Below are 13,322 nucleotides of genomic sequence, written 5' to 3'. Positions count from 1 at the left end.
TTAATTATTAAAGATTATTTTATTCAATACAGCGTCCATGAGTCAAAATCACCGGACCTAACAAATGCAGGTTATGAGCTGTACGATCATTGGTACGCAAAACCTCATTAAAGATTTTCTCCTCCGGATAACGGGCATGCCCTACCTCCCACAGTGTAAATACCGATTGATCGTTGTAGTTAATCCAAGAGTCTTCACCTGCATAGAATCCTCCCTTGATAGAAGTATCTTTAGTGATATAAAAATCAGCATAGAAGAGTAAAGGCAATTTAATACTCTCACCGGTAGGAGCTACATAATGATGAAGATCCAGCCCGTTCAAACGTCCCATTTCTGCTGCTATCATTAGCAAATTAGTCGATAATCCTGCATACTGTAAGGCTCTGTTCGGCTTCGTAGTCTGTCCGTAATGAGTCAATGCAAAATGCCTGTAACGATCCATTATCTCTCCATCTTGTGTTGGCCATGAGCCGGGTTCACCACAGTAAGGCGGTTGTCCTTTCATCAAAATGATACCCTCAATTACCTTCTTTATATTATGTGGATTTGTTTCTCCGTCATATACATAATTCACCAGCTCATTATCACGCAAAATAATACCAATAGACATCAACCCCACAACTTCCGCAACTATATGATTCTGAAAATATTGTTTTCCAAAGTAGTCATTCTCCACCCAGCGTTTCACGCCTTCTTCTATATGAGGAAGCAATATCCGGAGCCATGCCTCAAATTGTATCTGCTTACTTTTTTCTATCAAGTTATCCGCGCAAAGCAAATCATAGGCATAAAGGAACGCAAATACGCCACGTGAAACCAACATACCGGTATTAGGATAGAATTTATCCGGATCGAAATAAGTGCCCGGAGCATTTTTAGGAGAAGACCATTCATTGATTATTTCAATGGCTTTGTGCGCATAGCGTTTATCTTTAGTGATCTGATAGCCAATTGCCAAATCTCTTGCAGCCGACCCGTCACGTATAGCAGCTTTGTAGAAAGACATACTGGCATCTCCCCGATACACATTCGGTTTCCATTTCTTGTCTGCATAACCGTCTATTTCACCTTTCAGTTTTTTCCAAGCTGTTTTCCAAGGCTCAATATCCGAAAGAGCATTTCCCCGCATCAACTCAATGTCCGTACCCGACAGAATCAGGCGGGGATGTCCCGCTTTAATTCTAACCGATTGGTTCTGAGAAAGTGACTTGCCTGCGATGAGAACCATCAAAAACAGTAACAATGATACCTTCATCAACTTGTTTTTCATATAGTAATGATTTTAGTTAGTAACTCTATTCTTTCAAGTGCATGGCTCTATACCTCATTAATGCTTCTACAAAATAATAATCTGCATAAGTCAGAGGTACATCCACTTCGCTATTCTGCGGCAAAAAGCCTACACTGTGTTTAAGTATGAAATTACAGTTTTCTCCCGGCTTTGCCAGATACTCGTCCGAAGCCAGTGTTCTAAGCTGTGTTTCGGCAACAGCGATATATCCTTGTCCGGTTACCTTGTCTACATAACCCGACAGTTCCAGTAAAGCAGAAGCCATAATGGCAGCGGCTGAAGCATCTCTCAAGGCATCCGGAACTTTTGGATCGTCAAAGTCCCAATAAGGAATCTTGTCCTGAGGCATCTTCGGATGATTAAGAAGGAAGCCGGCAATATGCTTTGCCTGTTCCAGATAACGTGGTTGTTTCGTTTCCCGATACATCATAGTATATCCATACAATGCCCAAGACTGTCCCCTGCTCCATACTGATTCGTCACTATACCCTTGCCATGTACATTTCTGAAGTGCATTGCCGCTGATTGTATCATAATTCACCACGTGATAACAGCTATAATCCGGTCTGAAATGATTCTCCATTGTTTTGTCAGCATGAGAAATTGCCATATCATAGAAACGTTTATCACCCGAGAACTCCGTTGCCCGACAAAGTAATTCAAGGTTCATCATATTGTCAATGATTACAGGAAACTGCCAATGCAAAGTGCCCGGATGACTCCATGAACGTGTGCATCCTACAGCAGAACGGTAACGTGTAGATAATGACCGGGCTGTAGTAGTGACTATATCCATGCAGGAAGTATCACCCAATAGCCGGTATTTATTTCCGAAAGAACAGTTTATCATAAAACCGACATCATGGTTATCTTTATTATACTTCTGGATCTCGACTCTATCACTCATCTTGGAAGCCATCTCCTTGAGCTGCTCATCTCCAGTATATTCATACAAATACCAAAGAGTCCCGGGATAAAAGCCACTCGTCCAGAAATAAGAATCCGAGGTTTCAAGCGCGCCATTTTTATCTATCGAACGGGGTAACATTTCCGGGATAGAATCCATAACAGAATACATATGCTTATATTGTTCTACCGCCCGGTTCAAGGCATAATCGACCATGTGTTCCATAGAAGGTTCCAAGGTTGTCGTACATCCTGATACCATCAATGAGAGCAGACATATTGCCACATAATTTTTCATATTTTCTTTTGCTTATAATTTGAGATATATTAAAAATTTAAAGATCCATCCAAAGGTTTTCTCCTGATAGCAAGAGCAAAAGTAGGAGATTACAGGAAGCAGCATTGGATAAAAAAGTTCCAAAGGTTCTATAATTTTGTTCATATCCCTATTACAAACCGTTTTTTGTTTCATTATCTCAAAAAATAACGATACATTTGTAATTATCGAACCTGCTATCAGATATAAGATATATAATAATAGTCCCCCATTATATGAATCCCTAAGATTAATACCAAAACTAAATATAGGAAGTTCCGAAAACAATAGAAACTTAATTAACGCTTTTAATATATGCCTGAACATAACAGACTAGTCGCTATTATATTTATGCTGGTTTCATGCGTCTCATCCATCGCTGGATTCGAGACGATAAACTTCCAGCATTTATCACTCAATTCCATGTTTCCCCAGATTACGATTAACGGACTTTATCAGGATGAATCGGGTATCTTATGGATTGGAACTAAAGACGGTGTGAAGAAATATAATGGAAATTATATCGAATCTGTCAACTTCATGGGAATAAACAACTGGATACAGTCCAACCTTGTTCCGACAATCTGTGGGGATAAGAAAGGCCACTTATATGTCAATACGGATTACAGCATCATTGAATATGACCTGATAAAAGAGGAAAGCCGTATCATATTCAGCCAGCCCAACACACAGATATTGCCGTCCATTGCCTTCAATTATGGTACCAACTCATTATGGATCGGTTTATTGGATAGTGTCTATAATTATAAAGAAGGTATATGTCAGGCCAAATACAAAATTGATGGCAACAACCTAAGTATCTCATCGCTGAAAGAAACGTCCGGCAAATTATTATATATCGGCACCAAACATGACGGGGTATTTACCATTGATCCATCAGGCAGGCAACAGAAAGTACTGACTACCCGCAGTGAAATTATATCGATAAACGAAGATAGCCGGAACAACATCTGGGTGAGCACCCTGAATGAAGGATTATTCAAACTAACTCCATCGGGCGACGTTATCCAATATACGGAGCCTACCTTAGCCAGCAATTATGTAAGAACAGTATGTGAAGACAACAACGGAAATATCTGGATAGGAACCATGTTGGGATTGAATGTCATCAACTCGCAAACAGGTGATATCAGTTTTTATGGTCTGGAAAAAGAGGGTAGTGCGGGACTAAGCAACCTCTCTGTCTGGATTATCATGAAAGACGATCAAGGCACAATGTGGTTCGGTACCTACTATGGAGGGTTGGATTACTACAATCCGCATACTGACATCTTTGAATATAATAATCTGAAACTGGGACATGCCGGTATCGGACCCGTAATCAGCAAAATTATAGAAGACAAGACAGGACGGATATGGATCAGTACAGAAGGAGACGGGTTGGTATCCTACCTACCCGAAACAGATGCATATACATACTATACGAAAGAGAACAACACAATATCCCACAACAATATCAAGACCTTATATTATGATGATACATCCAGTACAATATGGATCGGGACTCATCTCGGCGGACTTTGCAGTTACTCGATTGACAGAAAAGAATTCAAACATTTCACAATCGATCCATCCGACCATACAAAACGGTCGGAAATCGTTCAGGCTATCATCCGTCACAAAAATATCTTATATCTGGGCACGCTTTCGGGAGTATATTATATGAATCTGGAAGATGGCAGCATTCAAAAGATACATCTTCTCGACAAATACATCTATGCTGTAAACTCATTGATGATAGACAAGCAGGACAACTTGTGGATTGGAGGGAATAACCTGTGCTATTACAGTATCAAACAGAATTATGTACGCAGTCTTGACAAATATCTTGCTAAAATCACCGCTTCTTCCAAGAATACCATTACGTCTCTTATTCAAGATAATAGCAATCGCATCATAGCCACCACATTAGGCGCAGGTATTCTTATTTATCATCCTACTCAAGATAGGCTCGAACAGATAAACAGCAAAAACAGCAATCTCGACAGTGATTATCTAAGCGCCGTTTATCCTCTGTCCGATCATCAGCTTTTGGTCACCAGTGCAAACGGCTTATCCCATATCGATCTCAAAACAAAAAGAAGCTATAATTATAAGTCACAAAACAAATTCGTCTTACCGTCAATGATTCCGGGTGACATAATGAAAAGCAGTGATAACCGTATCATCATGGGAGGAATAAACGGCCTTGCCATGATTTCTGAAAAGAATTTGTTTCCAGAAAGTCTATCCACTAAAATGTTCTTTTCCAAACTATTTGTTAATAATAAAGAAGTGTCAGCAAATGATTCTTCCCGAATATTACCTCGTTCTCTTTTTGCAACAGACTGCATCAGGTTAAAGCATCATGAGAATAATATATCTGTCGAAATCGGAACCAACGACTTCGTAAATCTCGGACAATCCAAATATCAGTATAAACTGGATGGCTATAACAATAGCTGGATTGAATTTCATCCCCAAAAATCAATCAACTACATGAACTTACCTTATGGAGACTATAAGCTAAAAGTAAGAAACATTTCTTTTAAAGATGAAGCCGAACTTAATGAAATCAGTCTGGGGATCACGATTATCCCTCCTGTTTATGCCACCTGGTACGCTTATCTATTATATACGTTGCTAATATTAGCCATCATTATCAGCATTGCCTATTTCTACCGTTCCAAGCTATTGTTAAGAAATTCACTGGAACTTGAAAGGCGGGATAAACTGCAAAAAGACGCGATAAATGAATCCAAAATGCGTTTCCTTGAAAATATATCACATGAGTTAAAAACACCGATCGCATTAATATCCGGACAACTGGAACTTATTCTTATGTCAAATTACTCATTGGCTACTATCCAGAACAGCTTGCGTGAGGTACATAACAGGGCTGCCAAAATGGGTGCTTTAATCAATGAACTACTCGACTTCCTGAAATATAACAAAGAAAATTTCACGTTAAGAATCAAACAGCAAGATATCGTTTTATTCACACAGGAAATATATGATTCTTTCGTTAGCTATGCCGAACTAAAGAATATTCATTTCAATTTTGTGTTCGACCAAAAGAGCCAATACACGTGGTTTGATGAAGTACAACTACAAAAGGTTTTCAATAACATTCTATCGAATGCTTTCAAATTCACTCCGGAAAATGGAACAGTCGAGATTAAAATAACGACTTCTGCGTCTTCCGTAATTATAACATTCAATGATTCCGGCATTGGGATACCCAAAGACATGACAGAACGAATCTTTGAACGTTTCTTTCAGGTAAACAACTCTGTAAACAGAGAACTATCCAACACCGGAACAGGGATAGGCTTATCACTGTCACTCAATATTGTAAAGGCACATCATGGACAAATAACAGTTGAAAGTGAAGTAGGAAAAGGTAGTTCATTCATTGTCGAATTACCAATCGGTAATGAGTACTTTAAAGAAGATAAAAACATCACCATCATAGAGAATCAAAGGAACACAGGGATAATCAATAGCCCGATTAGTATAGAGAATGAAGAAGAGAGCTTGGAAAACCTGGAAGATTTCATCATACAGCAGAAAAAGGATTTCGATCATTCATCGACTTTACTTATCGTTGAGGATGACGATGAATTGAGGAAATTACTCATAGAGATATTTGAACCCATCTTTGAAATCTATGAAGCAAAGAATGGCGAAGATGCATTCAAAATCGCACAGCTCAATTCACCGGATCTTATTTTATCAGATGTGATGATGCCCGGCATCTCCGGTATAAATCTATGTGCAAGGATAAAGTCTCATTTTGACACCAGCCATATTCCGGTCATTCTGCTCACTGCACTTAGTAGTGTGGAACATAATATTAAAGGACTCAATTGTGGAGCCGATGATTATATCACCAAACCATTTAATATCAGAATTCTAATCGCTAAATGCATTAACCTACTAAATAACAGACGAAAATTACAGGAACGATACAAAACTTTAGAAAACAATAGTGCAGAGCAACTGACCAACAATAAGCTCGACCAAGATTTCATCGATCATATAATAAGAATTGTACAAACCAAGTTGGAAGAAGGAAACGGAGATATTAACGTCACCCTGTTATGTTCAGAATTAGGACTAAGCCGGACAAAGCTATTCCTGAAAATGAAAAAGATAACAGGGGAATCTCCTCATTATTTTATTCAAAATATAAAACTGAAAACTGCTGCAAAAATGCTTCGGGAGAATGAAGAATACAACATTAGTGATATCAGTTTCCAACTGGGTTTCAGTTCATTAAACTATTTTGGAAAAAGCTTTAAAGAGTATTTCGGAATGTCTCCTACTGCTTATCGTAAGTTTCACCAGGAACAAAAAGAGAATCACTCAATATAGTAATGCAGATACATGCACAATAAAAAAGTGGTTACTTAGCAAAAGATAGGGGTTTGCCAAGTAACCACAGGATTACTCTCTCTTCTCTTAAAACCGTCTATAACAAAGGATGTTCCTCAAAAGCATACAAAATGGTAACCAAATAACGTTCACCCGTATTAGGCATCGTCAGAATCAGTTTATAGTCTTTCGCTGCTGAAACAAAAGCCAATGCGATACGGTCCTTAACACTTCCCGCAGGATTAAAAGATTCAATTTTCACAATCAAACGGGCTTTCAAATCATTACTCTTATTATAATTGCTAAGTTCCAACAACGGAGTATTACCTACCAAACCCGTCAATTTTCTTGCTATCTTTATATATCTGCTTTAAATTCTTTTATTTTAATATAGTACAAAGATAGTGGAGATTCTGTTCAGAGTAAATACCACATATGTGGCAAATTCATACCATATTTATCTGTATCAGACAAATACAAAAAACTATAAATATCTATTCCCCCAAAAAATAAAGTTCTCCTATCCCCAAATATACCCGAAGATATATTTCAGACAGGAGAACCACCATAATAGACAAAACGATAGTCTGTCCCTTTCTTATATTGTTCTTAAAATCCCTCTCTAAAGTTTTTTGATGGAGAAATCGGCAAAACGGATTTCCTCGTCACGCAACCGATCTTGCCAACTCCGGTTCTCACCTAAATAACGGTAGATACCCCATTTGGGACGAAGTCCGGTACAATCCGTACGCCACATATCCATTTTTTCAGGACCTAGTTTTAAAAGAACTTTTCCATCTTTGATACGTGTGATGATCACTTCATAAGAACCATTCTCACCGAAACAGGCTTTTTCTTCTACCTCTACCCAGTTGCCTAGAAAATCGGCAAGGTCTGTACTAATAAGGGTAGAAGTGCTTCCACCACGTTTATCATAACGTACCCGCAATTGTTGTCCCCCTTTGCTGTTAGAATAGGCAGTCAGAGTGATAAGAGGAGAACTGACATCTGCTGTGCCCGACGAGTTATCAATACCTTTCAACTGGTGAAGATGAGAAAATTTAGTCGTCGTTTGAAACCCTACCGGCAAACAGAATTTCCAACGAAATACCATAGCCTCTCCCTTTTGTCCGACAAGACTTTCCGGAGATTTGTTATCCGTCTTTATCTCATTGCGCTGACGGTCAGTAATATTTGTAAGCCCACGATCATCATCGATCGTAGCATGAATGAAGAAAGCAAATACATACTTATTCAACTGATTATCATAAACCTGCTGAATATGCTGAAAATGAGCGGTTTTATGTTCACGTGAAGAATCAGGCACTTCATGGTTATATCCCGAACGTTTAATCAAGTCATATGTTTTTATACTATTGCCGTCAGCAATCAATGTACCATCCACCTGCTGTTCAGGTTTCGGTTGTTCTTTCTCGTCTATCACTTCCGATGAACTGTTGGAGCAGGCGATAAAAGCAAAAAGGGCTAAAAATAAGATTCCTTTTCTCATTTGGACTTATTTAACATGGTCAGTCAGGAAATCTACCGATTTGAAGAAAATCTCTTCCATTTTATCAGAAGTCTTTGAACTGACATTATGGTCATAATATTCATATCTCAACAGTTCACAGACTCCCCCTCTTTTCTTTAAAGCCGATGCAAATATCTCGCTCTGCTCACATTCTACCGTAACATCACATGTACCACATACCAACATGGAAGCAGGTACATTCTTTTTTGGAATCAGGTTGACAGGAGATACTTCCCGAAGTACTTTAGGATCCCTGCCACAGAAATATCCAATACGCTGAGGGTCTTTCGTCTTTTGAATGATAGCCGCCTTTTCCAAATCATAAATACCGGAGTAACCAACGAAGGCCTTCGTTCCGGGTACAGTCATTGCAGCTACCGCAGCCAAATGAGCACCGGCGGAAGTTCCCAGAAAGCCAAAGCATTCAGGATTGATATTCAGCTCTGCAGCATGTTCCCGTATATATTTCACAGCATCCCAAACATCTTGGATAGAAACTTTCACGGTTGCATCAGATTGCGGAGCCAATGTATAAGATACACGTACACCAGTGATCCCCTTTTGTTTTGCTAAATATTGGGATAAAGATCTAGACGAACCGTTATTGCCCCGTGCCCATCCACCACCGTGGAGATAAATTACAAAAGGAGCAGGGTTATCAGTTTCTGCAAAATCAACTGTCAGTATCAGCTCATAATCTTTATACTTTTTGTAAACAATGTCTTTTGTAATTACTCCTTTATAATCCTTGCTTTTCAAGCGGTTTGCTTGGTAAGTATAAGGAGTCATTACATCAGGAATTGTATTCACATCAATAAATTTCGCATATTTCTTTGCATATAGCAACGAATAAGAGCCATCTTCGTTCTGCTTCATCTTCATACCATAACGATTGGAAAACTGTTGTGGTTGAGTTTCCTGCGCAAGACAAAGAAACGGCAGCATACACAAATAAAAAAACAATTTCAATTTCATGTTATCACTTAATATTAGGTGAGGATAAATTATGTCTTCTAACTCTATTTCTTCTTCAAAATCAGATACGGTATCGTTTCCACATCAGATGTACTGTATTTCAACCCAATACGCTTTGCCGTATCAATATACTTTTGATTGCCCAATGCTGTTCCTGCTTCATAAAGAAGAATAGCTGCACGAGACTGGTCGAAAGGTTTAATTTGTTTGAATTTCCAACTTTCGGGATTCAGATAGTAGGGATATAGATAATCCACTGCCTGTGAAGCCGCTTTTCCATTGGGAGCAGGCGTACCCCATAAATTAATACCAATTTGACTGGTGATTTGATTAGCTTCCATCAAAGCTTCCAAAGCGAAAGTTGAATAATGTAAAGAGAGAGTACGTTTCAACTCTTGGGGTAATGAGCCATCATCAGCAATCTGTGTACCCATCTTGGGAAGAATACTTTGTTCAGCCACCTCACGAATACGGTCGGTACGGTCTAAGTAGGCCAATACCATCAGATGAATAGCTTCGTACCACAAGCCATGATTATTGGCTGCATGAGATTCTCTTTGCCCTTGCGTACTGTTCTCCATCCAATAACAAAAAGCGGTGGCCCAGTCATCAAGCTTTTTCTTATCTGAGAGTGTCCAACTTTTAGAGCCCTCTATCAATCGGGCAACACCCAATGCACGGCTAAAACGACGAGAGTCGATAAAGCCTGAACCCCGCATATTTTTCATACCCGGCACGGATTGTGCATAAGTCATATTGGGATTCATACCCAGTTTCGGGTCTGTGAACCATGTCTTTAAATGAACAGCACATGCTTTGGCGTAGACTTCTTTTCCTGTTATATAATAGAGCACTCCCAGACAGTAAGCGGCATCACCGAAGCGATTGGCATTCTCACGTTCAGGATATTCATAAACTTCGGGATTACGTTCCCCATCTTTTCGGATATAGGGAAGTCCATCTGTTTTTGTAGAGTCAGGCCACCAATAGGGAGATAAGGTCATATAATCCCGTGGATCTTTGCTAGGAGGCAATTTCTTTTTGGCGGTCACCGATAAAGGAGTCATCTTTATATATTTCTCCGCTACCTTTTCCTGAAATTCGATGTACCGGACAACATCCTTGTCGCCTTTCTGATAGTCATTCTTTAGCTGTTCAAGTAATGTCGCATTAAACGGCCCCAACGGAGCAGCATTCAGTATTCCCCAACAGAGGCATACAGCCCATATGGCAAAGATTCGTCTCATAACTATTGTCTTTAAAGTAGGTAAGTAGTCGGGCAGTTAATTGCCACCCGACTGCCATTAATTTTTGAATCAGTCATTCTTCTTTAAGAGAAGAAACAACCACCGTTAATATCAATGTTCGTACCTGTCAGGTAAGAAGACTCGGAACAAGCAAGGAAGCAAATCAAGTCTGCAACTTCTTCAGCAGTTCCTTCACGACGCAATGCGTAAGAAGCTTTCATACGTTCGCGATTCTCCGGTGTATTGAAACGATCGTGGAAAGAAGTAGCAATCGTACCCGGGCAAACCGCATTACAACGGATACCTTGTGGACCAAGTTCCTTTGCCATAGAACGAGTAAATGTCATCACCGCCCCCTTCGCTGTTGCATACATGGAAGCTCCGTTACCTCCACCATCGCGTGCAGCCAATGAAGAAAAGTTAATGATGGAACCACCTGCCGGCATCATTGGAACTACTTCACGAGTACAGAGGAATACGGAACGCATATTGACATCCATCAGGAAATCATACCAAGCTTCATCTTGCTCAGTAATCTTTTTACGGCCTACAATTCCACCTACGACATTTACCAATACATCTACCTTGTCACCAAAAGCCTTATTACACTCTGCGAAAAGATTCTTTACCGCTGCAGCTTTTGTCATATCACCCTGAACTGCGATAGCTTCACCACCAACATTCTTAATCAACGCCAGTGTTTCCTGTGCATCGGCTTCATTGTCGAAATAATTCAAACAAACTTTAGCACCTTCTGCTGCCAATTTCACTGATATTGCGCGACCAAGATCGCGTGCACCACCTGTCACGATAGCGACTTTACCTTCTAATTTCATAATCGTCTTGTTTTTAAAATACGTTTATTTTTCTATTTGTTTAATCTCTCCTACTGTTAGAAAAATGGAGCACAACGACAGCGGCACCAAAGCTCCTAACAAGCTGAATAATAATATCCAATTCGTAATATAACTGGCAAAAAGTATTGCCAGAATAGTTCCTAATACTGCCGAAGCACCCCCTAGTCCCGCCAAAGAGCCCACAGACTTACCACTATGTAAATCGCTCGGTATAGTCTGTAAATTCGTCATGAAGAACTGAAAACCTCCTAATACCAAAGCCATAAAGATGATAGCAACAGGAGCCGTAGTAGACATGATTGCCGCCAAAATAGACGGAATTATGATAAACCCGCCAAGCAACATAGCCGCTTTACGGGCATAATTCACTGTATGTCCCCGGTTTATCAACCAACCGGAATACCAACCACCGGCAATACTTCCCAATGCCGCACCCACATAAGGTACCCAAGCAGAAAATGCCACTTCTTTAATATTCAGATGAAATACATCTGCCAAATAAAGCGGTAAGAACGTCACAAACATCCACCAAATTGGGTCAAGGAAGAATCGTCCCAGAATAACAGACCAGTTCTTTCTCACCCGAAGCAGTTCTCCCCAACTCTTTCCTTTTTCTTCGGTTTTCAACTCCTTTTCAGGCTGACCACTCAAGATATAAGTCCGTTCTTCCTCCGTAATCCAAGGATGCTTCTTCGGTCCTTCTTTATTGATAATCAGCCAAGGGACCAACCAAATCAGCCCTAATCCACCGACTACAACAAATGTCAGCTTCCATCCAAAGGCAATGAACAGCATCAGGATAATAATCGGTGCCAGAATAGAACCTATGGAAGCTGCCGCTCCAAACAATCCCTGTGCAAAAGCACGTTCTTTCTGTGGGAACCACTCAGCATTACTTTTTGTCGTACCAGGCCACGGACCTGCTTCACCCAATCCGAGCATCATCCGGAAAAAAGTCAGCGAGAAGATCCCCCTGGAAAGAGAAGCCAAGGCATCTGCCGTACCCCATATCAACACACTCCAAAAAAAACCTTTCCGGCATCCAATCTTATCGTACAGTTTCCCGGAAACAAGCTGGCTGATACCGTATGCTATCATAAAGAAAATAGTAATCAGACCGAGAATATCTTTCGCTTGTTGTGAAGCGTCGGGATCATTACGATCTATTAAGCCGAGATCGATAGCGATACCTTCGCGATTGGTCACAAACGTAACTCCATTTTTCTCCTTCATCTGTACGTTGGCTACACTGACCGAGTCACGATTTCCGTTCGCAGCCGTCAAGATATATTGCTCTCCTGCCAAAACAGCATGATTGCCTTTATCTGCCAATGCATCCGTTTGGGAAACCAAGCGATAATCAATATTAGCCACCCACATATAGTTAAGCGTGCCTCTATCCAGGTAATTGATAATGGTTATCAACATGATTAATCCGATAACCATCCATCGGAGTCCTTTCACTTTCATACGCTCAGAGATTTAAAAAGTCTGCACGCACAGGACTGAATGTATCAATCAAAATACCAGCTTCGAGGCAAACACATCCATGTAACTCATCAGGAGCTACATAATAACCATCTCCCGCAGAAAGAATTTCTTTCTTGTCACCGATAGTTAGTTCAAACTTACCGCTTACTACGTAAGTCGCCTGACTGTGATAATGCTCGTGCATACTTCCTATCGCACCTTGATCAAATTTTACTTTGACCATCATCAGTTGCCCGTCATAGGCCATTATCTGACGATTAACACCCGGAGCAGGATTTTCCCACTTCAAATCTTTCTCAAACTGAAAAGTTTCACTACATGTTTTCATACT

9 protein-coding genes and 1 pseudogene are annotated in these 13,322 nt (G+C 40.1%); 1 reads left to right on the top strand and 9 read right to left on the bottom strand.

The annotated features are described in order from the left end of the window. Nucleotides 1-19: 19 nt before the first annotated feature. Both ACNOGP_RS04630 and ACNOGP_RS04625 read right to left on the bottom strand, forming a co-directional pair. Nucleotides 20-1,270 carry an alginate lyase family protein gene (locus tag ACNOGP_RS04630; RefSeq protein ID WP_270539981.1) on the bottom strand — a complete coding sequence of 417 codons (1,251 nt, stop codon included), beginning with the start codon at nucleotides 1,268-1,270 and terminating at the stop codon, nucleotides 20-22. A gap of 25 nt (nucleotides 1,271-1,295) precedes the next feature. Continuing rightward, a complete protein-coding gene (locus ACNOGP_RS04625) occupies nucleotides 1,296-2,495 on the bottom strand; it encodes a glycoside hydrolase family 88 protein (RefSeq protein WP_074556606.1) in 1,200 nt (399 codons plus the stop codon). Nucleotides 2,496-2,828: 333 nt separating this feature from the next. Between ACNOGP_RS04625 and ACNOGP_RS04620 the strand changes: the two genes are divergently transcribed. Next, nucleotides 2,829-6,890 (top strand): two-component regulator propeller domain-containing protein, encoded by a 4,062-nt coding sequence (locus tag ACNOGP_RS04620; RefSeq protein WP_418214193.1) that lies wholly within the window; start codon nucleotides 2,829-2,831, stop codon nucleotides 6,888-6,890. A gap of 154 nt (nucleotides 6,891-7,044) precedes the next feature. Here ACNOGP_RS04620 and ACNOGP_RS04615 read toward each other — a convergent pair. The 7 genes and pseudogenes from ACNOGP_RS04615 to ACNOGP_RS04585 form a co-directional block, all read right to left on the bottom strand. Beyond that, nucleotides 7,045-7,251 (bottom strand): annotated as a pseudogene (locus tag ACNOGP_RS04615) (pyridoxal-phosphate dependent enzyme); the annotation flags it as partial. Nucleotides 7,252-7,512: 261 nt separating this feature from the next. Continuing rightward, nucleotides 7,513-8,400, bottom strand: coding sequence for a hypothetical protein (locus ACNOGP_RS04610; RefSeq protein WP_418214192.1), 888 nt, complete (start codon nucleotides 8,398-8,400; stop codon nucleotides 7,513-7,515). A 6-nt stretch (nucleotides 8,401-8,406) separates the two neighbouring features. Next, a complete protein-coding gene (locus ACNOGP_RS04605; protein WP_418214191.1) occupies nucleotides 8,407-9,396 on the bottom strand; it encodes an alpha/beta hydrolase in 990 nt (329 codons plus the stop codon). A 44-nt stretch (nucleotides 9,397-9,440) separates the two neighbouring features. Further along, entirely contained in the window at nucleotides 9,441-10,643 is a 1,203-nt protein-coding gene (locus ACNOGP_RS04600; RefSeq protein ID WP_287664972.1) for an alginate lyase family protein, read from the bottom strand. 83 nt (nucleotides 10,644-10,726) lie between these two features. Next, on the bottom strand, nucleotides 10,727-11,479 hold the full coding sequence (locus ACNOGP_RS04595) for an SDR family NAD(P)-dependent oxidoreductase (protein ID WP_007762463.1): 753 nt from the start codon (nucleotides 11,477-11,479) through the stop codon (nucleotides 10,727-10,729). A gap of 24 nt (nucleotides 11,480-11,503) precedes the next feature. Beyond that, complete coding sequence (locus tag ACNOGP_RS04590) at nucleotides 11,504-12,970, bottom strand: MFS transporter (protein WP_143868121.1); 1,467 nt, start codon at nucleotides 12,968-12,970, stop codon at nucleotides 11,504-11,506. A 4-nt stretch (nucleotides 12,971-12,974) separates the two neighbouring features. Continuing rightward, on the bottom strand, nucleotides 12,975-13,319 hold the full coding sequence (locus ACNOGP_RS04585) for a cupin domain-containing protein (protein WP_022274948.1): 345 nt from the start codon (nucleotides 13,317-13,319) through the stop codon (nucleotides 12,975-12,977). Nucleotides 13,320-13,322: the final 3 nt, after the last annotated feature.

The organism is Bacteroides difficilis, assembly GCF_048319815.1.
In the GTDB taxonomy this organism is placed as follows: Bacteria; Bacteroidota; Bacteroidia; order Bacteroidales; family Bacteroidaceae; genus Bacteroides; species Bacteroides zhangwenhongii.
This window is presented reverse-complemented; position numbering and strand designations above follow the sequence as displayed.

Excerpts from the sequence above, each read along its gene's own strand:
- ACNOGP_RS04630 (WP_270539981.1), bottom strand. The coding sequence starts at position 1,270 with ATGAAAAACAAGTTGATGAAGGTATCATTGTTACTGTTTTTGATGGTT.
- ACNOGP_RS04625 (WP_074556606.1), bottom strand. The coding sequence starts at position 2,495 with ATGAAAAATTATGTGGCAATATGTCTGCTCTCATTGATGGTATCAGGA.
- ACNOGP_RS04620 (WP_418214193.1), top strand. The coding sequence starts at position 2,829 with ATGCCTGAACATAACAGACTAGTCGCTATTATATTTATGCTGGTTTCA.
- ACNOGP_RS04610 (WP_418214192.1), bottom strand. The coding sequence starts at position 8,400 with ATGAGAAAAGGAATCTTATTTTTAGCCCTTTTTGCTTTTATCGCCTGC.
- ACNOGP_RS04605 (WP_418214191.1), bottom strand. The coding sequence starts at position 9,396 with ATGAAATTGAAATTGTTTTTTTATTTGTGTATGCTGCCGTTTCTTTGT.
- ACNOGP_RS04600 (WP_287664972.1), bottom strand. The coding sequence starts at position 10,643 with ATGAGACGAATCTTTGCCATATGGGCTGTATGCCTCTGTTGGGGAATA.
- ACNOGP_RS04595 (WP_007762463.1), bottom strand. The coding sequence starts at position 11,479 with ATGAAATTAGAAGGTAAAGTCGCTATCGTGACAGGTGGTGCACGCGAT.
- ACNOGP_RS04590 (WP_143868121.1), bottom strand. The coding sequence starts at position 12,970 with ATGAAAGTGAAAGGACTCCGATGGATGGTTATCGGATTAATCATGTTG.
- ACNOGP_RS04585 (WP_022274948.1), bottom strand. The coding sequence starts at position 13,319 with ATGAAAACATGTAGTGAAACTTTTCAGTTTGAGAAAGATTTGAAGTGG.